The sequence below is a fragment of the Rhodopirellula islandica genome, assembly GCF_001027925.1.
Lineage (GTDB): Bacteria > Planctomycetota > Planctomycetia > Pirellulales > Pirellulaceae > Rhodopirellula > Rhodopirellula islandica.
Window position 1 is genome coordinate 120,936 of sequence record NZ_LECT01000038.1, and the last position, 23,586, is coordinate 144,521.

General features: G+C 57.4%; 20 protein-coding genes. 12 read left to right on the forward strand and 8 right to left on the reverse strand.

The genetic code is table 11. The features are described from left to right. Positions 1-3: 3 nt before the first annotated feature. The 5 genes from accC (at position 4) to RISK_RS18635 (ending at position 6,336) form a co-directional block, all read left to right on the forward strand. On the forward strand, positions 4-1,356 hold the full coding sequence (accC, locus tag RISK_RS18615) for an acetyl-CoA carboxylase biotin carboxylase subunit (RefSeq protein ID WP_047815822.1): 1,353 nt from the start codon (positions 4-6) through the stop codon (positions 1,354-1,356). A gap of 110 nt (positions 1,357-1,466) precedes the next feature. Continuing rightward, on the forward strand, positions 1,467-2,462 hold the full coding sequence (locus RISK_RS18620; RefSeq protein ID WP_047815823.1) for an NAD-dependent epimerase/dehydratase family protein: 996 nt from the start codon (positions 1,467-1,469) through the stop codon (positions 2,460-2,462). Between the two features lie 130 nt (positions 2,463-2,592). Further along, on the forward strand, positions 2,593-3,228 hold the full coding sequence (locus RISK_RS18625) for an RNA polymerase sigma factor (protein WP_047815824.1): 636 nt from the start codon (positions 2,593-2,595) through the stop codon (positions 3,226-3,228). A gap of 7 nt (positions 3,229-3,235) precedes the next feature. Continuing rightward, a complete protein-coding gene (locus RISK_RS18630; RefSeq protein WP_236696434.1) occupies positions 3,236-4,762 on the forward strand; it encodes a serine/threonine-protein kinase in 1,527 nt (508 codons plus the stop codon). Between the two features lie 500 nt (positions 4,763-5,262). Beyond that, entirely contained in the window at positions 5,263-6,336 is a 1,074-nt protein-coding gene (locus RISK_RS18635; protein WP_236696435.1) for a hypothetical protein, read from the forward strand. Between the two features lie 511 nt (positions 6,337-6,847). Here RISK_RS18635 and RISK_RS18640 read toward each other — a convergent pair. The 8 genes from RISK_RS18640 to RISK_RS18675 all read right to left on the reverse strand — a co-directional run bounded on the left by RISK_RS18640 (position 6,848) and on the right by RISK_RS18675 (position 15,777). Beyond that, positions 6,848-7,354 (reverse strand): hypothetical protein, encoded by a 507-nt coding sequence (locus RISK_RS18640; RefSeq protein WP_236696436.1) that lies wholly within the window; start codon positions 7,352-7,354, stop codon positions 6,848-6,850. A gap of 150 nt (positions 7,355-7,504) precedes the next feature. Beyond that, positions 7,505-8,824 carry a glycosyltransferase family 87 protein gene (locus RISK_RS18645; RefSeq protein WP_047815828.1) on the reverse strand — a complete coding sequence of 440 codons (1,320 nt, stop codon included), beginning with the start codon at positions 8,822-8,824 and terminating at the stop codon, positions 7,505-7,507. Then, entirely contained in the window at positions 8,824-10,455 is a 1,632-nt protein-coding gene (gene gpmI / locus RISK_RS18650; protein ID WP_083435040.1) for a 2,3-bisphosphoglycerate-independent phosphoglycerate mutase, read from the reverse strand. The genes RISK_RS18645 and gpmI overlap by 1 nt, the downstream gene beginning before the upstream one ends. Before the next feature lie 278 nt (positions 10,456-10,733). After that, positions 10,734-11,117, reverse strand: coding sequence for a group I truncated hemoglobin (locus RISK_RS18655; protein ID WP_047815830.1), 384 nt, complete (start codon positions 11,115-11,117; stop codon positions 10,734-10,736). Positions 11,118-11,138: 21 nt separating this feature from the next. Beyond that, positions 11,139-12,056, reverse strand: a complete 918-nt coding sequence (locus RISK_RS18660; RefSeq protein ID WP_047815831.1) for a sugar phosphate isomerase/epimerase family protein — start codon at positions 12,054-12,056, stop codon at positions 11,139-11,141. Positions 12,057-12,143: 87 nt separating this feature from the next. Beyond that, entirely contained in the window at positions 12,144-13,925 is a 1,782-nt protein-coding gene (locus RISK_RS18665; RefSeq protein ID WP_047815832.1) for a hypothetical protein, read from the reverse strand. Between the two features lie 471 nt (positions 13,926-14,396). Continuing rightward, a complete protein-coding gene (locus RISK_RS18670; protein WP_083435042.1) occupies positions 14,397-15,476 on the reverse strand; it encodes an agmatine deiminase family protein in 1,080 nt (359 codons plus the stop codon). Positions 15,477-15,486: 10 nt separating this feature from the next. Beyond that, positions 15,487-15,777 (reverse strand): hypothetical protein, encoded by a 291-nt coding sequence (locus RISK_RS18675; protein WP_047815833.1) that lies wholly within the window; start codon positions 15,775-15,777, stop codon positions 15,487-15,489. Positions 15,778-16,050: 273 nt separating this feature from the next. On the opposite strand from RISK_RS18675, the gene hpf reads away from it, so the two are divergent. The 7 genes from hpf to RISK_RS18710 all read left to right on the forward strand — a co-directional run bounded on the left by hpf (position 16,051) and on the right by RISK_RS18710 (position 23,566). Continuing rightward, positions 16,051-16,392 (forward strand): ribosome hibernation-promoting factor, HPF/YfiA family, encoded by a 342-nt coding sequence (hpf, locus tag RISK_RS18680; protein ID WP_047815834.1) that lies wholly within the window; start codon positions 16,051-16,053, stop codon positions 16,390-16,392. 84 nt (positions 16,393-16,476) lie between these two features. Further along, positions 16,477-16,956 (forward strand): PTS sugar transporter subunit IIA, encoded by a 480-nt coding sequence (locus RISK_RS18685; protein WP_047815835.1) that lies wholly within the window; start codon positions 16,477-16,479, stop codon positions 16,954-16,956. Positions 16,957-17,098: 142 nt separating this feature from the next. Beyond that, positions 17,099-17,446, forward strand: coding sequence for an HPr family phosphocarrier protein (locus tag RISK_RS18690; protein WP_047815836.1), 348 nt, complete (start codon positions 17,099-17,101; stop codon positions 17,444-17,446). 392 nt (positions 17,447-17,838) lie between these two features. After that, positions 17,839-19,584, forward strand: coding sequence for a phosphoenolpyruvate--protein phosphotransferase (ptsP, locus tag RISK_RS18695; RefSeq protein ID WP_236696466.1), 1,746 nt, complete (start codon positions 17,839-17,841; stop codon positions 19,582-19,584). After that, complete coding sequence (locus RISK_RS18700) at positions 19,581-20,282, forward strand: TIGR03936 family radical SAM-associated protein (protein WP_047815837.1); 702 nt, start codon at positions 19,581-19,583, stop codon at positions 20,280-20,282. Before ptsP ends, RISK_RS18700 begins: the two co-directional genes overlap by 4 nt. A 111-nt stretch (positions 20,283-20,393) precedes the next feature. Then, on the forward strand, positions 20,394-21,998 hold the full coding sequence (locus RISK_RS18705) for an Rne/Rng family ribonuclease (RefSeq protein WP_047815838.1): 1,605 nt from the start codon (positions 20,394-20,396) through the stop codon (positions 21,996-21,998). Between the two features lie 5 nt (positions 21,999-22,003). Beyond that, positions 22,004-23,566, forward strand: coding sequence for a sulfatase family protein (locus RISK_RS18710; RefSeq protein WP_047815839.1), 1,563 nt, complete (start codon positions 22,004-22,006; stop codon positions 23,564-23,566). Positions 23,567-23,586: the final 20 nt, after the last annotated feature.

Sequence of the window (23,586 nt, forward strand, 5' to 3'; positions counted from 1 at the left end):
TCCATGTTCGAACGAATTCTGATCGCCAATCGAGGCGAGATTGCGCTGCGTGTGATTCGCGCTTGTCGTGAAATGGGCATTGAGTCGGTCGCCGTCTACAGCGAAGCCGACAAAGATTCCATGCACGTCAAATTGGCGGACCATGCGTACTGTGTTGGCACCAACCGCAGCGCAGACAGCTACCTGAAAATCGATCGCATCATCGCCACGGCAGAAGTCGCCGGCGTCGATGCCATCCATCCCGGCTACGGCTTCTTGGCGGAAAACGCTCAATTCAATGAGCAATGCCGAAGCAGCGGGTTCGAATTCATTGGCCCCTCGCCAACGGCGATGGACAAACTGGGCGACAAAAACACCGCTCGCTCGATGGCCATTGCCCAGAACGTCCCGGTCGTCCCCGGCAGCGATGGATTGATCGCGGACTTTGACCGCGCCATCGACACCGCCAAAGAGATCGGCTTTCCCGTGCTGATCAAAGCCACCGCAGGTGGTGGCGGCAAAGGCATGCGGGTCGCAGAAACCGAAGATGTCCTCAAAAGCCAACTCGAAGCGGCTCGCAACGAAGCCATCGCGGCATTCGGCAATGGCGGTGTTTACCTGGAAAAATTCATCCAGCAACCACGTCACATCGAAGTCCAAGTGATCGCGGACACACACGGCAACGTGTGCCACCTGTTCGAACGTGACTGCAGCGTCCAACGACGACACCAAAAACTGGTCGAAGAAGCCCCCAGCCCGGACCTGCCCGCTGATCGCCGCGAAGCGATCTGCGATGCTGCCGTGCGAATGATCGCTGGCGCCGACTACGCCGGTGCGGGAACCGTCGAGTTCATCGTCGACAAGGAATACAACTTCTACTTCATCGAAGTCAACGCTCGGATCCAAGTCGAACACCCGGTCTCCGAAATGATCACCGGCGTGGACCTGATCCAAGAACAAATCCGAGTCGCTTCGGGACTGCCTCTGTCGTTCCGCCAAGAAGAACTGACGTGCACCGGTCACGCGATCGAATGCCGACTCAACGCGGAAGACCCAACCAAGAACTTCCAACCTTGCCCCGGCAAAATTGAATCGATGTTCGTGCCCGGCGGCATGGGAGTTCGATTCGATTCGCACGTGAAGTCGGGCTACGTGGTCCCGCCTTACTACGATTCGATGATCGGCAAACTGATCGTCCATCGCCCCACGCGAGAACAAGCGATCGCGACGATGCTGCGTGCGTTGCAGGAATTGCAAATCGAAGGCATCACGACAACGGCTGGATTCCACAACTGGATCCTACAAAACGAAGCCTTTGTGAATGGCACCGTGGACACCAAGTTCGTCGACCGGAACTACAAAGGCCAAACGTCTTAAGAATTTTAGCGGCAGGGCGCGAGCCCTCCGGTTCCACGGCACCGGACGGCTTGCGCCGTTCCGCTAAAACTCTGCCACGTTGTATTCCCTCGGTCCCTTGAGGAATCACCATGCGAGTCTTTGTGACTGGCGGCACTGGCTTGCTAGGCAACACGATCCTTCGCCAACTGTCGGGCGCCGGTCATGACTTGATCGCCTTGGTGCGAGGCGAACCTGACTCGCAAGTCTTCGATGGCATCCACACTCAATTCGCTCACGGCGATTTGCTCGATCAAACAGCGATCCAAGATGCCGTGTCCCAGTGTGACGCGGTCATCCATTCCGCTGGCCTGATTCACCTGGGCTGGCACCGCCTCGAGGACTCCCTGGCTGTCAATCGCGATGGCACCCAAACCATCGTCGACGCCTGCCTGCATCACGACTGCAAGCTCGTTCACGTCGGCACCGTCAACACGCTCGGTATCGCGGACCGTGATGGGGTGGCGAACGAAGACACCCCGCTGGATCACGCCGGCGGTCAAATCCCGTGCAGCTACGTCCTCAGCAAACGAGCTGGCAACGAAGTCATTTTGAAAGGTGTTCAAGATGGTCTGAAAGCGGTCTTGGTTCACCCCGGATTCATGCTCGGACCGTGGGATTGGAAACCGAGCAGCGGCCGAATGCTGCTGGAAGTCAGCAAAGCCTGGCGTCCGCTTTCGCCTTCAGGCGGCAACAGCACCTGCGATTCCCGAGACGTGGCTGCCGCCACCATCCGCGCCGCTGAAAAGTTGCTGGCCAATGAAATCCCCGCGGGCCGGCAATACATCCTCGCTGGCCACAACATGCGATACCTCGAGCTTTGGAAAGCCATGACCAAGGCGATGGACGCCCGCCAGCCCATCATGCGAGCCGGACCAGCCCAACGCTGGATCGCAGGAGTCGCCGGAGACATTGTCGGCAAACTGCTGCCCCACGAAGTCGACTTCAACAGTGCCGCCATGGGCATGTCGAGCCAATACCACTACTACGATAGTTCGCGAGCCCAAAGCGAACTCGACTACAAAATCCGCCCCTTCGAAGAAAGCCTCTCCGACGCCGCCGACTGGATCCGCCAGCACCACCGATGAGGCTCGGCACAGAATCTCTCTCAATCGCACTCACCAGGCTTTTTGCCTTTTTCAAAAGTTAGGCGCAATATTTGGCTCGGACATCCGTGAGACTCTTTGAACAGTCGGTCCACCTACCTGGAACTGCGTTTTGGATTTTGATTCCACCGCCGCCGAACCAACCACTCGCGAAAGCCTGCTTTTGCGACTGCATGATCCCAAGGATGAATTTGCCTGGGCCGAGTTCTCCGCAATCTACGAGCCAGTCATCTACCGCTTGGTCAAGCGGCGTGGCGTGCAGGACGCGGACGCTCGTGAGATTGTGCAAGAGATTCTGATGTCGGTCGCCGGTGCGATCGAGCGGTTTGACGTGACCGCCCAAGGCTCCTTTCGCGGTTGGCTCAGCCGGATCACGCGGAACGCCACCATCGACCGACTGAGATCCGTTCAATCTCGCCGCGAACTGACCGGAGGCAGCAGCATCGTTCGAATCATCGACGCCGTTGCCTCCAACGACCGAAGCATCGACGGCACTCAACAGGACGCGGAACTTTCCCACGAGTTCGATCGCGATCATCGACAACAACTGTTTCGCTGGGCCGCCAGCAAGGTGCGATCGCGAACGGGCGAAAAGAACTGGATCGCGTTCTGGCGAACCGCCGTGGAGGACCAATCCGTCGCGGCCGTCGCCTCCGACCTCGGCATCTCCGAAGGATCCGTCTACGTCGCCAGATGTCGAATCCTCAAACGGATTCGCGAACTTGTCCACCAACGTTTGAGTGATTGATCGCATCATGATTGCCAAGCAAGACCCACACTTTGAAATGGACAAGTTGCGTGAATTGCTCGATGAGCGATTACCGGCTCCCGAAGCGGATCGCATCGAGTATCACCTCAGCAATTGCGAACACTGCCGATCGCAACTGCGAGAAATTGCCGGCGAGCCCATGTGGTGGGACGAAACCGTCGAAGTCCTCAGCAAGAGCACATTCATCGACCAAAGCAGTTGGCCTGCACGCCCAACCCCAAGCGATCCAGCCGAACCCCAGCGATCCTTCGACGCGTCCTTGGACTGGATCCGTCCCCTGCTGCAACCACCGCAGGATCAACGCTCAGGCGCCGCCGATGACACGCCTGCAATTGGCACCTTGGATCAATACTCGATTCACAGCGTGATCGGACAAGGAGGCATGGGCGTCGTGCTACGAGGCATGGATCCGGAACTGAATCGACCGGTTGCAATCAAAGTCCTCTCGCCTCACCTCGCTGGCGTTGGTGCGGCGCGGACACGCTTCATGCGGGAGGCTCAAGCTGCCGCGGCGATCGTGCACCCTGCGATTGTGCCGATTTACAGCGTCGTCCCCAACGCTCGATTGCCTTACCTGGTGATGCCCTGCATCGACGGCGGAAACCTGCAACAGCATCTTGATCGCGAAGGCCCGCTGGAGCTGACCGAAGTCGTCAGGATCGGTTTGCAAATCGCCGAAGGATTGTCAGCCGCTCACAAGAACAGCGTGCTTCACCGAGACATCAAACCCGCAAATATTTTGATCGAAGAAGGCAACGGCCGCGTCCTGATCAGTGACTTCGGACTCGCCCGAGCACTCGATGACGCCACGCTGACCAACAGCGGCATGATCGCTGGCACACCCCAGTACATGAGCCCGGAGCAAGCTCGCGGCGAAACTTTGGACGCCCGCAGCGATCTGTTCAGCTTGGGAAGCCTGCTCTACGCGCTGGCAACGGGACGACCGCCCTTCCGCGCCGAGTCCCCTCTCGGAGTCCTGCGAAAGATCACCGAGACACGTGCCAAACCCATCCAAGAGATCAATGAACGAATGCCTGGTTGGTTCGACAACTTGGTCGCTCGCCTCATGGAACCTGATCTCACGCTTCGGATCGGATCCGCAGACGAGGCGGTCACGCTCCTGCGCGAGGTCAACGCCCATGTGCGAAACCCAACGGTCAATCGACTGCCTGACTCGCTCAATGAACGTCGTCCGCAACGTTCCCTTCGATGGACGCTTGCAACGGCAGGCCTGCTAGCAGTGGTGGTCGCCATCGCAACCTGGAATCATCGCCCACCAGAAAACACTCACACGGAACAATCGCCACCAACCGTCATCGAACCACCACGACAGATCGCCAAGATACCACCCAGTATTCCCGCGCCCCCCTCTCCGACCACCGACGACTGGGACGCAGTTCACTTCAACGCAGAACTGCGTTCGATTCAGTTCACGCTGGAGCGACTGGCAATCCAACTCGAAGGAACCAACTCAACAATCAATCGCGACCTCACTCTTGGAGATCAAAAATGAAGGATGAAGCTCAAATGAAATCGGTTCCGACTCCGGCATTGCGCAAGCGACGAAGCCGCGCTTGGAAGTCAGCATTCATCGCAACATTGACGGTCCCCACGGCTGCCATTTTGGTTTGGTCTTGGACTCCCCCGCCCTCAACCTGGGCACAGAACCGGGATTCACGACCGATTGACCAACAGCGTGACCGCCTCCCTTACTCCCAAACCACCAATCAACCGTACCAGGAGTCGCGTTCGCAAATGACAAGTGACCCCAACTCACGGAATGGCTTTTCACCTCCGCCATACCCCACCTACGTTCAGCAATCGCAAGCAAGATTCAATCGCCAAACCAATACGGCGTTGCCGGTCAACCAAGGGAATTCACTGGTCCAAAACGATGGATTTCAAGAAGCCGAGGCCCCCGTCACGGCTCATTCCACAGACCAACGCGGAAGAATCTCCATCGGAACCGACATGAGAACCACGAGAGTTCCTATTGGAACCACACACCTTTCGATGACCAACGGACCCCCTGATCATAACGAACGAATCAGACAACTGCTCACTCAACTGCGTCAAACACCAACCAACGACGCACATCACAAAGAGATGAACGCCATCCGCAACGAACTCGAATCGGAGTTCAAGCGGATGCACGAACAGCAAGGCTCGGAGATCGCTGCGATTGAAAAGCGCCTCCAATCGCTCAAGAATATCCATCAGCAACGCGCTGAAAACCAAGACAAAATCATTCAGCGACGAATCGATCAACTGCTCGGCCGCAGCGATCCACTGGATTGGAACTACACACCACCAACCACTCCATCCTATGCCCTCGTGTCTCCATCCTTTTCGAATCATTATGGCTACTATCCTGACGGCTCGTACTCACTTCCTGGTCGCAAACCAATCGCCGATTCCAGATTCCCGCCATCCGACAACCGTGACTCTATAAATGACGCGTGGCGTCGACGGAGAAACCAACCGACCACCCGCTCGCCGCAAGGACCAGCGACCGACACTACATCCAATTCCTATCCGCGCAAACTCATGGATGCATTCGCGGTCATTGGCAAAACGAGCGATGCGGCGATTGCCGAGCAGGCGACCAAAGTTCGGCTTAGGGAGATCACCGAACTGCATCAGAAAGGAGCAGTTCCTCAGACAGAGCTCAGCAAAGTGACACTTGAGCACGCTTCGGTCAAGAAGCAATTCGCCATCCTCAAACTGCAACTTCAATCAATCCAGCGTGACTTGACTCGCTATTTAAATGCAGCCGAACTGGAGCTAGCTGCCCTGAACGAGCAGCAGAAATCAAATCCTTCTGCCAACTCCAAGTCCAGCCAACTCGAGCGTCAAAAAGCCGAGTCTGCGATCACTGAAGCGAAGGACGCAATCGCACAATTCGAGGCTGCGATGAAACTGATTCCCGCCAGTGCGGACTCGGTGGATCCATCCGATGCCCCCCAGAACCCAAACGAACGTGCGGAACAGCCAACACCCGAACTGGATGCGCCAACTGACGAACCCCAAGCAAGCGAAGAACCAACTCTAAATCTCGAAACAGAGGACTCAGAAACGACACCCTAAACAGGTACGCAGGAGTCATCGGGTATGTGAGCCGTTGGCGTTAGCCACGGTTCCCGCACTTAACCGAGGCTAACGCTGGGCTGTCAAAAGGTTGGTATTGACACGGAAAATGCGGCGTTGATTTTTATTCTGTCCTACGCCCCAACGGGGCAGCTCTAAGATAGCCCCAGGCATCGCCTGGGGTTTCGTTACAGAGATTCCGACACCAGCCCCAACGGGGCGGCCCTAAGAAAGACTCCCCAAAACCCGCTAGGACCGCCCCCGTTGGGGCTTTGTAATCTTGGTCCCGCCACAACCCAGGGCGTTGCCCTGGGCTGGCATAGGGCTGCCCCTTTGGGGCGAAGTCGAGGAACAAAACCTGCGCAGTCCAAAGCGGTGTCAATACCAACCTTTTGACAGCCCAGGCTAACGCCCAAACGGCTCACACGGTTGTGCCCGATCATTCCTGCCGACCTGCTTAGCAGCCCATCTCGAGCTTCTGATTGTCGTTTGATTCAGCGTGAAAGGCTAACTACTCCAGGGTGATCACATCCCTGGTCACTTTCATGATCATCACTGCTCGCTTGCCATCATCCGCGTGAGTGGGCAATCCCGTTCGTGAGTCAGCAGCCCCGACCAGGAACCACTTTCCCACTGGGGCTCTGACGGTGGTCGCGATGGTCATTCCCGATTGTGGCTGCGTCCGGAACTCAACCTGAGCCTGAACTTCACCCGACTCCGTCGTGTTCAGAAACCGGACCTGGCACTGCAATTGACCGTAGCGCGAGCCACAGTCCACACGAGCGTCCAATCCAACCGTGACGGATGCCATCGCGCTGCCCGCAGGAACCAATCGGCCAAATCCAACCGTCGACAATGCCTCGCGCGCGGGCCCCGCATATTCAATCCGGTTCGCGTCGTCGGATTCGATCAACCACAACGCCTGAAAAGAAACATCCTTGATCGGCCCCGATGGACCAGCGGCAACCTGCTGCTGCGCAACCACTTCTTGGGCGTCCATCGCGGAAGACAGTGCCACCGAAACTGCGGCAAGAACAAGCGGAGCAAAACGCGAGCGAACGCAAGAAAGGAATCGGGCGAGCATTTGAGCGAACCTCAACAAGGGGGAGATGTTCCATGAACAAACTTTGGACGAACGCGATCCCCCAAAGTTCCACCCCAATTTAGCTCACTCGACGTTCCCGCTGACCTGACTCTTCTCGTCGGCTGGCTTTCGAAATGCAATCCAACACAGGATCACCAGCGAAATCGCCAGGCAGATCCCGTTGAGACTGGTGAAAATACGCACCGCAACTTCTGGCAACTCGAACCGCAGCAGAAACGTTCGTGTCGACAGATAATTCAGCGCCGGAAACGCCATCAAGCCACACAACGCCCAGCGCAGCTTGGGCGAAACACTTGCCCAGCCATTCAGCCTCGCCATCCAAGCCCCGGCAACGGGCGCGATCATCAGCAGCGAGTCGTACGATTGGTGATACAAGCTGACCAACAAAGCGGTCAGCAAAACGCCGCCGGTCACGCCAGCAATCCCATCGTCCTGGCCTCGCCTGGCACGCACAAACAACACCCACATCGGGACGATCAACAGTGCCGCCATCGCCAGAATGTGCGGCAGATCCCCCGGGTCTTCCCCTCGCCATTTCGCGATGATCGCAAACAGATCGAGCCGTGTCCAAGAATACACGGGCGACTCGTCGTCCATCGAACGGTGAACTTCCTGCGTGTCGACAATTTGCTGCTGCAGGATCGAAACTCCCGCCGCGATGTTACCGTCACCTTCGTGGTGTGCGATCCAAGCCAGCGGCAAAGCAGCACCAGCAATACTGAGCACGGCACCGCCAATCAATGCTCGCCAATTGCCGCGAGCCAGCATCAGGAATCCAAGCGGCAAGATATAAGTTGGTTTGGCCGAAACCACCAACAACGCAAACGCCGCCCGAACGGGCCGGCGGTCCGCCCAGACGACTGACAAAAACGTTGCCAACACCAACTGAAAGGTGAAGTAGCCGTTGAACAAGGTGATGTGACCACCGCGGCTGTAAACCATCGCCATGGCAATGCAGAGCACTGCGTCGTATCGCTTTGGGTACCCTGCTTCGCGAGCCACCAGAATCGCAATCGCCGCGAGCAAAAACAGCTGCAGAATCACATTCAACACTTCGCCAACATGCAGCGGCAGCACCGCCAGCGGCGCGTGCATCAACAGAATCACGGGCGAGAAGAATGGGATTTGCCTCGCGACCGGATACTTGGCGGCGTAGGCATTGCTATAAGGGCTTTCCCCCGCCAGCACCGCTCGCGTGGGGAAGTAGATCCCATTGTGAAAATCACAGAGACCTTGGCGTTCCGGATCAAAGGGCCCCGGGGTTTGATACTTGACGAGAATGCGAGAGAACGTCGCGACCAAACCCACCAACATCAACGCGGCAGCAATGATCGCAACGGTTCGATTCCCGATGGTCCAACCTTCCCGCGGGGCAGCCGACATCAGGCGGTCTGAGTTTCCATCAGAGGACGCCCGGTCATTTCAGGTGGCACTTCCAGCCCCATCAACGCCAACACGGTGGGAGCGATATCAGCCAAACGACCGCCCTCACGCAAAGGTTTGCCAACGAACTCTGGATCCACCAGAATCAACGGGACCTGGTAGGTCGTGTGTGCCGTGTGGGGGCCACCCGTTTCAGGATCAATCATTTGCTCGCAGTTGCCATGATCGGCAGTGACGACCAATGACCCGCCCGCCGCCAAGGTCGCATCGACCACTCGGCCGACACAGGCATCCACCTTCTCAACCGCCTCAATCGCAGCTTTCAAAACTCCTGTGTGGCCGACCATGTCGCCGTTGGCATAGTTGACGATGATCATGTCGCACTTGCCCGACTCAATTTGCTCCAGCACTTTTTCCGTGATGTCCTCCGCGGACATTTCCGGCTTTTGATCGTAGGTGGAAACATCGCGGGGCGAAGGAGCCATGCCCCACTCCTCTTCTTCAAAAGGATTGTCTCGATAATCATTGAAGAAGAACGTCACGTGCGGGTACTTCTCGGTTTCCGCACAGCGAAATTGGTGCAAACCTTTGGAAGCCACGTACTCACCAAGAATGTTTGGCATCTTGGCGGGTTTCTCGAAGATCACCTTGACCGGCAACCCGGTCTCATAGCCTGTCATCGTCGCGAAGTACAAATTGTCGATCTTCTCACCGCGATCGAATCCGCCGCCTGGAATCTCTTTCCAAGCCGCCTCATCAAAGGTGAACGCCTTGGTGATTTCTCGCGTTCGGTCGCCGCGGTAGTTCATGAACAACACCGCATCGCCAGGCTGGACCGTGATTGGCGAACCGCCTTCAGGAACAATCGAGGACGCTGTGATGAACTCGTCTCCACCTCGATTGCTATCGGTGGGATTGGCGTAATAACTTTCAATCGCGGCACTGGCAGTGGGGAACGTTTGCCCGACGCCTTCGGTCATCAACTTGTAGGCCGCTTCGACGCGTTCCCAACGCAGGTCACGATCCATCGCATAAAAACGCCCGATCACAGACGCCACCACCCCGACACCAGAGGCTTCACAGCGGTCCGTCAACTGCGACACGAACTTGATCCCGCCACGCGGCGAGGTATCGCGTCCATCGGTGATCGCATGAATCGCCAGCTGATCCCCCACCAAACCGTTCCGCTTGGCCAGGTCGATCACGGCCATGCCGTGCTGCAAATCACTGTGCACACGACCATCGGACATCAGCCCCAGCAGGTGCAATCGACCGCCGTTCTGTTTGACATGCTCGATCGCGCCCACCACCACCGGGTTGCTGAAGAACGACTCGTCGCGAATCGCTCGCGTGATTCGCATCACTTCCTGATCGACAATCCGTCCCGCACCGATGTTCTGGTGCCCGACCTCACTGTTGCCCATCACGCCAGCAGGCAACCCAACGTCTTCTCCCGACGTGTGAATCAGCACACTGGGGTACTCTTGAGTCAGCTTTTCATCGACCGGTGTGTTGGCCAAATGAACCGCATTGCATTCATTCCATTTGGGATCAGGGTTCTGGCCCCAACCATCACGGACGATCAAAACGACGGGACGACGACGAGTGGCAGTCATAGAAGTAAAAACCAAAGGATGTGCGAAACTGGAACGTTCCCAACCGGGAGTTCACGCTAAGAATCAGCTCCAACTGTCAGCGAAGCCAACAAGGTCCGGTAGCCTGGATCCGGTAGCCCAAATCCGGTCGACCGGGACAGCCAAAAGCGACCTGGCGATCGCCGTCGGCTGCGAGGCAGTCAAAACATGCGACGAGCGTCTTGTCGCTTAGAAAAACAGAACGAAATCAACCAATCGTTGACACGTCCTGCCTCCCAAAAGACAAGGCGAACGTCCAATTTGGCGGCGTTGCATCAACCGTCGACGTTGCTCGAACCGGTGACTTTATCGCTGTACATCGCCAATTTACCGAGCACCTGATGAATGGCATGCGAGGGGACATTCTTCGCTTCCAATGCATCCGTCAAGTGACCACAAAACGTTGAGAAATGGGCCCGGGTGATTCCACGACCGGCGTGAACCCTGGTGAGGTCCGCGCCCGTGTACTCAATCTCGCCCGAAGTGATCGAAGCGATGAACTCAGCCTGCATCCGCGCCAATTTCTCGATGGGAACTCCCTCAAAGAAATGAGTCAACTCTGGGTCCGCTAGCACGCGGACATACATCTCGTCGACGACGCGACGGATCCCGTCGGTGCCGCCGAGCTGGTCTAATAGGTCGAGTTCAGATTGACTCATAATGGAAGTTCTCCCGCTGGATCACATGGGGGTCGGTTCGTAAGGAATGTCTTCGATCAAATCCATGGGCAATGGAGCCACGGTCATGCCGGCCTCTTTGCAGATCCCATCGATCGCTTCTTGGGATTTCTGAACCAAGAATTCGCGGGTTTGACCTTTGTACTGCGACGTCGATGCCGTGGGGCTCATTGGGCCGCTGAAGTTGGTTTCGTTCAGGTGACTGACGACCTTCACGTGATCCAATGTCATGCCGTTCAATTCGGGAAGCAGACGGTCGGTCGACTTCACGGTCGCCATGTCAGCTTCTGCGGGGACCGACCCGAGACGCAAAGCAACAATCTTTTCACCCGAGATTTCGCTGAGCTGGTCCATGGCACCGTCGCCAACAACCCAGTCCCAGGTATCGATCACGTAGCCAACATTTTCGTTCGGCACCGCGTCGACCAACGCACGGAAGGTCTCCACGTTGTTGACGAAGGTGAACTCTTTGCCTTCCAGCAATTCCGTTCCGGCTCGGAACCCAACGCCCAATTTGATCTCGCGTTGGCCCAAGACATCTGCGATTTGCCCCAAGCGGTTGCGCTGGACATCGAAGAACTCGTTGAACGGCAACCGATTGGTCGCCGCTGGGACGCGAATCAAAGCGCGTTCCGCACCGAGTTGCTGAGCGATTTCGCCAAGCGGGTGCAACTGAGCCACTGCGGCTGTGAACGTGTCGTCGTCGGAATCCAAATCGATCGCCAATTGGAACGAGCCGATTTTGATATCCGAAGCCTTGAGGTACTTCGAAGCGTCTTCGAACGTGGTTCGCTGCGAACGACGAAGCATGTCGTGCATGTCGACGTCCATGCCGCGAAATGCGTAAGTCAGGGCCAATTCGATCAACTCGCTTTGACGACCGTTGATGCCAAGCGCGGAAGGACAGAAGTTTTTAAACATGGAGATTCCTTGATTGATTTTGGATGGATTGTTTGGGATGGCTAGACGATTGGGACGGCAAAGCGGTGACAAACACCGCCATCACCATCAGCGACGACGACCTCGAGAGCTGCCGCCGCCAGATTGACCGCGGCCTCCACGTGGAGGCTGGGTTTTCCGGCCCTTCAAATTGCTATCAACAATCTGATTGACGATTTCGTCCCAAGTCGGAATGTCCGGATCCTTCTTGCGAGAATCCTTGCGTTCCCCACGACGTCCACGAGACGAAGATCGCTCGCCATCACGGCCAGATCCGCTGGAACGCTCTGAACCGCCTTCGCGGTCAGAATTGCCATCACGATCGGAACGCTCCGAACTTGTTGAGCGATCGGAACCGCCCGAACGTTCACGGTCGCCGTCCCGGTCTCGTTTACGCCCCCCGCGAGATCGCGAACGACCTCGTGATCGAGTTTCTTTGTCGCTGTTCTCTTTGTCGCCGTCAGATTCTTCTAGCTCCGAATCAACGGAATCGTCATCGTCGGCGAATGCGAATCGCGGCAACTCGTCCTCCAACGAATCGTTTTCTTTGTCGGATTCGGAATCGCGACCACCGCGTGCCTTCACTTCGGAAGACTCGCGTTCTTCGCGCCCGCGTCCGCCACGTCGACGGCCACCACGACGCGAACGCCGACGGCCCGCGCGGGGTTCGTCATCCTCGGAATCTTCTTTTGAACGCTTCGAATCACGGTCGGCGGACGGCTCATCAACCGAACCATCATCGACGAACAGATCCGCTGCGAAGGAATCGTCATCGGACTCCAGATCCGAATCATCCCAGGCTTTTGTGCGTCCCTCGTCACGTCCACCGGGACGGCTTCGTTCGCCACGTTCTGCGGTCGGCTGCTCCGCCTTGGGTCGTTCTTCGGATCCACGATCGGAATCCGATCGCTCACCGCGACGCCCACCCCGGCGTCGACGACGCCCGCGAGTTTCAGATGCTTCCGAATCCGATTCTTCGCGGTCACCTCGAGCGGGCTCCGAACGAGCCTCCACGACCACGTCCGATCCGGACATTTTCTGTCGCTGACCACGACGGCCACCGCGACCACCACTGGGCTTTGATTCCGACGGTTTGGACTCCGAAGCCTTGGATTCAGTGGACTCGTCCTGCGAGTCTTCTGAATCGCGACCCCGGCGACTGCGTCCTCCGCGACCACGACCGCGGCCATTTCGCTCGCGTTCAGGCTTGGCTGCGGAAGGCGATTCGTCTTCATCAACCGAATCCGCGTCCCAACTTTCAATTTCGACGGTGCCTGCAACGACGAGATCAGACTCGTCATCCAAGAGCTCCAGATCGGAGTCGTCCACGACATCCGAATCATCGTCCCCGAGAATCCCGCTTGCGAATCCGCTGCCGCCATCGCGTTTGCGAGGCGGTTCGCCCAAATCTGGGGTGCCGCGATGCTTTCGATCACGCTTGGCAGCGGGCGATTTCTCGCCGCCTGATTTCAGCTGCGTTTCTCGCTTCGAGATTTTTCCTTCTGCGTCTCCGAATCCCGAGGGGGAATCCTGATCGGATTCATCCTCAGCGGATTCATCCTCAGCGGAAATGCCAAAACCTGGCAATTTCGGCGGTGGTTTGACAGCGGCCAAAGCCTGCAACACGTCGTCAGCCCCCTCTTCCACATCCGAGAAGGCAGACGCCTTCTTCGGTGCAGAATCAGCAGGCTGCTCTTGCTTCGAAGCGGCTTCCTTTTCCTTTGGCTCGCGAGATTCCGCGGCGGCCTCAGGTTCTGCAACAGGTTTTTCGGGTTCGACTTTGGCTGCAGGGCGATCCGGCGGCTTGGGTGTCCCCAACAAACTCGCGAGGATATTCCAATTGTCTGGCATGTGGTTTCCAATGCGACGCCAACCAGCGATCCGAACAAGCCCATCTAGAAAGGCCCGGAATGCGTTAGCTGTGCGTCGACAAAAAGTGTGCAATGATCTGAACTGGCTTCAATCGCGGCTTGGACTCTGCCTGCGTGCAGGAAACCGGTTCGTGGGCCGACCGACATCGATTGATCGGGCCTCGCTCCCCGCCGCTGACACCCTCTTCTCTACAAGAGTGTCCCTCTGGTACCCGATTTTTCTCGGGCAATTTTGTGATGGGGCGGCGAGGCATCGCGACGAGCGCGGCATCAATGGACGATCCGTCGGATTGTCAAGCCGCTAGGTATACCCTTCGGAGGATTTTCGCCCAAGGGCGAATCAACGTCCCCAGCTCGATTTCGAGGGTTTCGGACCGAAATCCGAGCCCCAGCGAATCAAAACAGACCTCCGAGCGTGCCCCAAACCGCCGAAAAAGCCATCACCAACACTTCAAACCGGAAATTCAGCCGGCTCGTGGCAACTGGCACAATGAAGCGCCCCTAGCCCCCAAGCAATGTCAAAGCAGTCCACCCCGACCACCTCAACGCCGGGGCACCAGGCACGGAGCAAGGCCAACGCCCGCTCATCGCTCTCCGCGGACCGAAAGGTCGGCACCAACATTCGCTTTTCCCCCAACCGCAGGAAATTGCAGTAACTCTGCGGCACAGCGGCACCATCGATTTCACGAGGTGCCGGGGTCGGCAAACGATGAACGGTCACACCGGGCTCCGTTTGCCGCGACCACAATCTCAACTTGCGGAAATTCGCCTCCAAACCCGCAAAACTGGCGTCCTCCTCGGAATCCGCCACGGCACAGACAACGTTCTCCGGATCCAAGAACCGCGCGATCTGGTCGATGTGCCCATCGGTGTCATCCCCCGCCGGAGCGCCACCATCGACCCACACAATTTCATGAACGCCAAGGCATTGATTCAAACGTTGCGAGATCTCCTCTTTTGACACCCCGGGATTGCGAGCCGGGTCAATCAAACACCCTGGATTGACCAACAAACGCCCTGCCCCGTCCGTCTCCAGAGCCCCGCCTTCCATCGTCAAACCGCCGTCGATTCGCCGCAGACCAGCCCATTTGGCGATTTCCGCTCCCGCGGCAGCGTCGGCATCAAAAGGCTCGTATTTCCCGCCCCAAGCGTTGAATCGCCAGTTGACGGCAACCTTTCCTTGCTGCGAGTCGAAGACAAAGGTCGGACCGTAGTCCCGAACCCAACAATCGTTGGTGGGAACGTCGACGATCCGCAACGAATCACCTTCAGAAAGCCCAATCTCGCACAGGCGGGCGCGACAATCCTCGGCAACCGAACCCGCTGCCAGAATTCGCACCGGGGTCGACTGATGGATCGCGAGAACAAATCGAGCAAAAGCAGCTGGCACAGGCCCGAAATGGCCTGGCCAAGTGTCGCGATTGTGAGGCCAAGCCAACCAAACGGCCTTGCAAGGCTCCCATTCGGCGGGAAAGCGATAACTGGCCGATGATGGCAAACCGGCTGCAGACTGGGAAACCGGCACGTTCACTCGCGACTGCCTATTCGACTCGGATCTCTTCCTTGACCTTCTGAACGAAGTGAGGCGCCTTGCCCCCCTTGCTCAGTTCTTCAGATCGCTTGAGCGCCTCGTCTTTTTGGTCGAACTCAAACACGGCAACGCGTTTCAAGTTCTGACTAAAGACGCCCCAATAAAGGCGCAAGCGAACATCGGCGGCTGCCTTTTTGGTTTTCCGGCTGGACGCTTTCTTCCGCTTGGCCTCAGCGGCCAACTTTTCAGCGGCTTCTGCTTCGGCAGCTTTTTCCTGACGGCTGATGACCTTTCGAGCCATAAATCAAAGCTGTGGGGGTTGGAGGGTGGACAATCAAAAACCAGTGGACGAACCGCGAAGCGTATCCATTCGCAGGCGTTTTGTCACGGGGCTAGGCTGTAAAGCTGCGAGCAATGTTCAAAATTGCCAAAAAGGATCGCTGTTCCCCTGCGACAAAGTCGGCTACGCTTGGCTTTGTGGACGACAGACCCGACACGGCTATCATTAGCTTTCTAGGTTTGGTCGCGGTTCGGTCGCACGAATCTCAAATAATAAAACAGCAAGAGGTTGAGCATGCAGGTGAACGTTTCCGCCCGGCACGGGGCATTGCAACCCGGCGACCAAGCTTTGGTCGAAGAAAAGGCCCTCAAACTGCGACGTCTTTACGATCGAGTGAATGCGATCGACGTCACCATCGACCTTGAAAACCTCGACAAACCTCATGTCGAATTTCGGATTTCCGTCGAGCATTCGGATGATTTGATCGCGCACGCGGAGGCGACCACCGTCATCGCTGCCTTGGACGCAGCCATCCCGAAAGCTGAACAGCAATTGCGGAAGTTGAAAGAGAAGAAGACCGAACATCGCGCCACCGCCCACAAACACATCGAAAGCGTCGACACCAACGAGGAATGAGCCCTCGGCCCGTCCTCGTTGCGAATCCGTGCCGGCATTTCACCTAAACGCTTCCATTCATTCGCATTTCAGACAATTTGTTCCATGAAGTTCTCCGACTTTGTAAAAACTGGCGCCATCCGCGCCGAATTGACCGCCACAACCAAAGAAGCGGTGATCGACGAACTGGTCCAATCGCTTCTCGATGCTGGCGAAATCTCCGCTGACCAGCGCGACGATATCGTCGCTGCCATCATGAAGCGGGAAGAACTCGGCAGCACCGGCATCGGCCGCGGCGTCGCCGTCCCTCACACCAAACACCCCAGCGTTCAACAACTCGTTGGCACCGTGGGTGTCAGTGAGCAAGGCGTTGACTTCGACTCGCTCGATGGCGAACGCGTTCAACTGTTCTTCCTCTTGATCAGCCCGCCGGAACGCCCCGGCGATCACCTGCGAGCTCTCGAGAACATTTCGCGTCAATTGCGAGATGAATCGTTCTGCCGCTTTCTCAAACAGAGCAAGACCCCAGACGACATCCAACAATTGCTGCAAGAAGCCGACGACAACCAGTTTGCCGCCGGTTGAACGTTTTCCTGCTGAACCAATCCTTCATCATGAACGAACACCGAGGCAGCAACTCACGGCCAGTTCCACTTTTGGGTGGCCCTGTGCTTGATGCCCCTGTTCGCACTGTTGATTCCACTGTCACCCGCCCCGCGGTGATCGCATGAGTGCCCCCCTACACGAGCGTTCTGTTCGTGTCCTCAATCGCCAAGGTTTGCATGCCCGTCCAGCGGATTTGCTGGTTCGCTGCGCATCGGAATTCCAATCTCAGATCTTCCTTCAAAAGGGATCTGAAAAGGTGGACTGCCGAAGCATCCTGTCTCTGTTGACACTCGGAGCCACCGAGGGGACCGACCTCACGGTCTCCGCCCAAGGACAAGACGCCGAACAAGCCCTCGAAGCCGTCGCTCGATTGTTCGACCTCGGCTTCCATGAACTCGATGAGACCACTGGTTCCCCTGCCTGCTCGGCCGGCGGCACCAGCGATTCTCCTGACCAATCACCCTCGTAGAGAGATCCAAATGTCGTTTTTCCCGATCCTTTTTTCCCATTGCCCGGTGGTGCCGGTTCGCGTTTAAGCAGTTTTTCACCCAACCATCGAAGAAACATCCGGCACGAAGCGTCCCGCCGAAACCGCTCATCACCCGCCCCTCAATGGCGCTCCTGATGTTCCGTTTCGACACAGCCCCCTCCCGCCCCGCGAACCCAACTCAGGAACCGCGGGGACCGTCGCGACCGGTGTGATTCACACGCCCCCGCGAACCTCCTGGGTGGGCAAAATCCCACCGCCGGGGAATTCATGACAATCATTGGTTGGCAACCTTGGCTTGTGTCCCACACAAACCGACTGCTGAACGCACAAGAAGAAATCAATCGGATCGAGTTTTTCGGCATCGAAGCATGATGCTTGAATTGCAAGGCATTCCCGTTTCACCGGGTGTCGCCATCGGTCCAGCCCTGGTGCTGGACGCCGATGGATACCGCATCCCGCGTTGCATCGTCCCGGCGTCTGACGTCGAGGATGAGTTCGCGCGTCTGCACACAGCAGTCGACTTGGTCAGCGCCCACTTGGAACACAGCCGGCTTGAAACCACCGCCACCGCCGGACGCTCCACCGGCGATATTTTCGCGGCTCAACTGCAGATGCTGCACGACCCGCGACTGCACTCCGAACTGCAACGTCGAATCGGTGCCGACCGGCAATCCGCGGCCTTTGCCGTCAGTGGTGTGCTGCACAACTACGCCTCTGCTCTTCGCCGACTCGACAACCCGCTTCTGGCCGATCGTGCCCAAGACGTGCTGGACATCGAGCGTCAACTGCTGATGCAACTCGGCGCTGTCACTCGCCAACCGCTGTCGGATCTCAGCGAACCAGTCATCGTGCTTTCGCACATGCTGACGCCCAGCGAAACAGCCAACCTGGATCGCCGATACGTCAAAGGTTTCTGCACCGAAATCGGCGGCCCCGGTGGGCACACCGCAATCGTCGCCAAAGGACTGGAGATCCCGGCCGTGGTTGGCATCGGGGATTTCTTGCACCAAATCGCCGGATCCAACTGCGTGATCGTCGATGGGGACCGCGGCAAACTGATTGTCGATCCCGACGACGACGTTCTGGAAAACTATCTTCAACGAGCGGAGTACCGTCGCTCTCTCGCGGTGCGATTGGCAGAACTCAGCCAACTGCCCGCCGAAACCACCGATGGCGTCCGCATCCAGCTCAATGCGAACATCGAGTTCCCTCACGAAACAGCCGCTTGCATCGAACGTGGGGCCGATGGAATCGGACTGTATCGCACGGAATTCCTGTACCTGTCCTCCGACGACGAACCGTCGGAAGAAGATCACTACCAGGCCTATTCCGAAGTCGTCCAGAAGATGGACGGCCGCCCCGTGGTCATCCGAACGCTCGATCTGGGCGCCGACAAAATGGGCCGCGGCAACATGGCCCATCGCGAAAACAATCCCTTCTTAGGGCTCCGCAGCATCCGGCTGTCGCTCCGCAACCTGGATGTGTTCCGGCCCCAACTCCGGGCCGTCCTGCGAGCCGCCGTGCATGGCGATGTTCGTGTGATGTTCCCCTTGATCACCACGATCAACGAACTTCGCCAGGCCCGCATGCTGCTGAACGTCGTCGCGGAAGACTTGCACGAATCCGGCCTCCCATACCGCAGTGATTTGCCGGTTGGAATGATGGTCGAGGTTCCCGCCGCCGTGATGATGCTGGAACACTTCGCCAAAGAAGTGGACTTCTTCAGCATCGGCACCAACGACTTGGCTCAGTACACCTTGGCGGTCGACCGCAGCAACGAATACGTCGCCGACCTTTATCAATCGAGCGACCCAGCGGTGCTGCGATTGATCCAGCGCAGCATTGATGTGGCTGCCCAAAGCCAAACGCCAGTCAGCGTTTGCGGCGAAATGAGCAGCAATCCCGGCCGCGCGCTGCTGCTGCTGGGCATGGGCGTTCGCAACCTCAGCGTTCCGCCCTCGGCATTGCCTCGGGTGAAAAAGGTCATTCGAAACGTTTCGATCGAACAATGCCAAGCGATCGCCGAACGTGTGATGAAGCTAGAAGCAGCTCGCGACGTCGACCTGTATCTGCTGGATCGACTGGCCGACCTGGCTCCCGAACTGGTGATGCAATGAGAACACGGCCTTCTCGGCAATCGCCCAACCTGCATCCGCTGGATCAATTGCGGATTCGCTATCGCGTCCGCTTTGCAAAAACAGGCCTGTTGCGATGGATCAGCCACCGCGACTTGGCATTGCTGTTCGAGCGTGTCGCACGACGAGTGGCCCTGCCCCTGTCGATGACAGAAGGTTTTCACCCCACGCCTCGAATCGCGTTCCCCTCGGCCCTGCCGCTGGGAATCGAGAGCCTCGACGAAGTGGCCGAAATCGATCTTTGCGAAGACCTCGAAGCGGACGATTTGCTGCAACGTTTGCGGGGCGATGAGCAACCCGGCCTCACAATCCATTCCGTCGAGAAGATTCCCGATGGAGTAAAAAAGGCTCAGATCGCCGCGACCCTGTACACGGTTTCCTTGCCAGACGACTGGGACGAATCCAATCGCGACCAAGTCAATCAAAACATCGAAGCACTGCAACTCCAAGAATCGGTCTCCGTCGAACGGAAAGGCAAGACGGTCACTGCGATCGTGAAGGAACACTTGCCCACGATCGAACTGCAGGACAACCAACTGTTTGCTCGCATGGTCCTGGCCGACGGAGCGTCCCTGAAAATGCAGGACTTGCTCGACCTGCTGGACCTGAGCGACTGGCCCGAACGCGGCGCGACCATCGTTCGCACCGGCGTTGAACTCCAAGGGCCGAACCCGAATTAAACGCTCCTGACCCAGGAGCACCCACATACTTTCGTAACGTCGGCGTCCATGTGACCGTCCTTGTTGGCAATCACATCAAGCCGGCTTAACACAGAAGAAGAGGTGACTTAGATGAAACGTGAAATGCTGATCAACGTGCTTCAGCCCGAAGAAAGCCGTATCGCCGTGGTCGAGAACAATCGACTGGAAGAGCTTTACGTCGAACGGAAGAGCGTTGAGAACTACTCCGGCAACATTTACCGCGGCAAGATCGTCAATCTCGAACCCAGCATCCAAGCGGCGTTTGTCGACTTTGGCGTGGGCCGAAATGGCTTCTTGCACATCAGCGACATCGAGCCGCAATACTTCCGCCAAGGCGGATACGATCCCGAAGAAATCATGCGGGAATCGGACGAAATGGCCGAAGCGGCCGCCCAACGCAATCGCGAATCAGGACGAGGCAGCACGCGAGTCTTCAAAGGGGGACGCCCCCGTAACAAACCTCCCATTCAAGAGGTTTTCAAACGCGGCGATGAAGTCTTGGTGCAAGTCATCAAGGAAGGCATTGGCAACAAAGGCCCCACGCTCAGCACTTACATCTCCATCCCAGGTCGTTACCTCGTGCTCATGCCCGCGCTCTCACGCGTTGGTGTCAGCCGAAAGATCGAAGATGAAGATGATCGCAAACGTTTGAAAAAATGCCTGCTGTCGCTCAGCCCACCCAAGGGCCTCGGCTTCATCGTCCGCACCGCCGGCGCCGGACGCAGCGAAGACGAACTGCAACGCGACATGGATTACCTGTTGCGACTCTGGAAAGCGATCGTCCGCCGAGTCGAAAACACCACCGAACCCGGTGAGATCTACGAAGAAAGCGATCTGATCATTCGCACCATTCGCGACATCTACAGCGACGACATCGATCACATCCTGATCGATCAAAAGGAGTCCTACGAAAAGGCTCGTGACTTCCTAAAAATGGTCATGCCTCGCGTCGTCGATCGCTTGAAATACTACGACGGCCCCGGCCCCCTGTTCCACAAATACAACCTGGAAGAGGAGATCGTGAAGATCAACCAACGCCAAGTTGCGTTGCCCGACGGGGGTTCGATCGTGATCGACCCGACGGAAGCCTTGGTGGCCATCGACGTCAACAGCGGCAACTTCCGCGGCAACGCCTCGGCGGAAGAAAACGCATTCCGACTGAACATCGCCGCGGCCAAAGAAATCGCACGCCAACTTCGCCTGCGTGACTTGGGGGGCGTGATCGTGAACGACTTCATCGACATGCGAAAGGAAAGCTATCGTCGCAAAGTCGAACGCGTTCTTCGCGATGCGATGGCCAACGACCGCGCTCGCACGAAAATTCTTCGAACCAGCCCGTTTGGCTTGATCGAAATGACTCGCCAACGGATTCGCCCCAGCCTGAAACGCAGCATCTACAAAGACTGTCCTTGCTGCGAAGGCCGTGGATTGGTCAAGACTCCCGAGAGCATGTCCATCGAAGTCGTCCGCATGCTGGCACTGGCGGTCAAGAACAAACACATCGTTCGCGTCACCGTTCGGGTCAATGACGAAGTCTCCGCGTTCTTGAACAACAAGAAACGCCGCACCGTCAGCGAGATGGAAGAATCCGGTAACATGACCGTTCAAATCCTCGGAAGCGAAGGACTGTTCCCGGAACACCTGGAAGTGGATTGCCGTGACGAGCACGGCGAACGCGTCGAAATCGACTCCTGATCCCAATGCAAGTTGATGCCTCCACAACCCAATCACAAACTCGTGTTGTGATTGGGTTTTTGTCGCTGCTGCTGGCCGTGTGCCTCGGCACGCCCCTGACGGCGACCGCTGAATCCCAGCCCAATATCTTGTTCATCCTCTGCGATGATCATCGCTTTGATTGCTTGGGCGCCGCGGGGCATCCGTTCTTGGAAACACCCCATCTCGATGCCATGGCTCACGATGGAGCGATGCTCCGACGTGCCTACGTGACCACCTCGCTATGCTCTCCCAGTCGGGCCTCGATCCTGACGGGCCAGTACGCTCACAATCACCGCGTCGTCGACAACTACCACGCGGTCGACCCGAACCTGGTTTTCTTCCCACAGTCCTTGCAAGAAGCCGGTTATCAAACCGCGTTCATCGGCAAGTGGCACATGGGTGGCGACATTGATGACCCGCAACGCGGCTTTGATCACTGGGTCTCTTTCCGAGGCCAAGGCACTTACTGGCCCGACGGTCACGGGACCACGCGTGAAGTCCCCCAAACCACTTACGACGGCTTCAACGTCAATGGCAAACGGGTTCCTCAACGCGGTTACATCACCGATGAGTTGACGGACTACTCGCTGGATTGGCTGAACAAACGCGATCCGGACAAGCCGTTCTTTTTGTACGTCAGCCACAAAGCCGTGCATGCCGATTTCGTTCCTGCCGACCGGCACCGCGGTCGCTACGACAACGAGACGTTGCCGATTGAGATCCCGACCACCGAAGCGATGGAAGCCGGCAACAAACCCATGTGGGTTCGCAACCAACGCAACAGTCGCCACGGCGTCGACTTCGGGTACAACCTGCCGGGATTCAGCCCCGAGGTTTACTACCGTCGCTATTGCGAATCCCTGTTGGCGGTGGATGAATCGGTTGGCCGCCTGCGTGAATTCCTGAAGCAACAAAACCTCGATCAGAACACCATCGTCGTCTACATGGGCGACAATGGGTTCCAATTTGGCGATCACGGGCTGATCGACAAACGCACCGCGTATGAAGCCAGTGCCAAAGTGCCCCTGCTGGTCGTCGCCCCTGGCAAAGTTCCCGCGGGCGTTCCGTTTGATGGTTTGGTCGGCAACATCGACATTGCCCCCACACTCTTGGAAGCTGCCCAAGCCCCCAAGCTGAACAACATCAACGGGCAAAGCGTTTGGCAAGCCCTCTGTTCCGGCGACGCGTCGTCCCTGAAGGATCGCACGTTGCTTTACGAGTACTACTGGGAACGAAACTACCCGCACACGCCCACGCTGCATGCCGTCATCGGCGGCCGTTTCAAGTACATCCGTTGCCACGGATTGTGGGACCGAGACGAGCTCTATGACCTCGAGTCTGACCCAGCAGAAATGCAAAACTTGATCCATGATTCCAGGTATGCTGAACACGTCGAATCGCTGAATCAGCAACTTTGGAAACTGTTGAAAAACAGCACTGGCATGGAGATGCCTCTGCTGGAAGATCACGGCCCTCGGTTCCCGCTTCGCGATCCGAACCAATCTCCCCAAGCCACTTTTCCGAAGGAATACTTTTCGGACCAGTGACTCCCACCCCCCATCAAACC

Excerpts from the sequence above, each read along its gene's own strand:
- accC (WP_047815822.1), top strand. The coding sequence starts at position 4 with ATGTTCGAACGAATTCTGATCGCCAATCGAGGCGAGATTGCGCTGCGT.
- RISK_RS18620 (WP_047815823.1), top strand. The coding sequence starts at position 1,467 with ATGCGAGTCTTTGTGACTGGCGGCACTGGCTTGCTAGGCAACACGATC.
- RISK_RS18630 (WP_236696434.1), top strand. The coding sequence starts at position 3,236 with ATGATTGCCAAGCAAGACCCACACTTTGAAATGGACAAGTTGCGTGAA.
- RISK_RS18635 (WP_236696435.1), top strand. The coding sequence starts at position 5,263 with ATGACCAACGGACCCCCTGATCATAACGAACGAATCAGACAACTGCTC.
- RISK_RS18645 (WP_047815828.1), bottom strand. The coding sequence starts at position 8,824 with ATGTCGGCTGCCCCGCGGGAAGGTTGGACCATCGGGAATCGAACCGTT.
- RISK_RS18655 (WP_047815830.1), bottom strand. The coding sequence starts at position 11,117 with ATGAGTCAATCTGAACTCGACCTATTAGACCAGCTCGGCGGCACCGAC.
- RISK_RS18660 (WP_047815831.1), bottom strand. The coding sequence starts at position 12,056 with ATGTTTAAAAACTTCTGTCCTTCCGCGCTTGGCATCAACGGTCGTCAA.
- RISK_RS18665 (WP_047815832.1), bottom strand. The coding sequence starts at position 13,925 with ATGCCAGACAATTGGAATATCCTCGCGAGTTTGTTGGGGACACCCAAG.
- RISK_RS18675 (WP_047815833.1), bottom strand. The coding sequence starts at position 15,777 with ATGGCTCGAAAGGTCATCAGCCGTCAGGAAAAAGCTGCCGAAGCAGAA.
- hpf (WP_047815834.1), top strand. The coding sequence starts at position 16,051 with ATGCAGGTGAACGTTTCCGCCCGGCACGGGGCATTGCAACCCGGCGAC.
- RISK_RS18685 (WP_047815835.1), top strand. The coding sequence starts at position 16,477 with ATGAAGTTCTCCGACTTTGTAAAAACTGGCGCCATCCGCGCCGAATTG.
- RISK_RS18690 (WP_047815836.1), top strand. The coding sequence starts at position 17,099 with ATGAGTGCCCCCCTACACGAGCGTTCTGTTCGTGTCCTCAATCGCCAA.
- ptsP (WP_236696466.1), top strand. The coding sequence starts at position 17,839 with ATGCTTGAATTGCAAGGCATTCCCGTTTCACCGGGTGTCGCCATCGGT.
- RISK_RS18700 (WP_047815837.1), top strand. The coding sequence starts at position 19,581 with ATGAGAACACGGCCTTCTCGGCAATCGCCCAACCTGCATCCGCTGGAT.
- RISK_RS18705 (WP_047815838.1), top strand. The coding sequence starts at position 20,394 with ATGAAACGTGAAATGCTGATCAACGTGCTTCAGCCCGAAGAAAGCCGT.
- RISK_RS18710 (WP_047815839.1), top strand. The coding sequence starts at position 22,004 with ATGCAAGTTGATGCCTCCACAACCCAATCACAAACTCGTGTTGTGATT.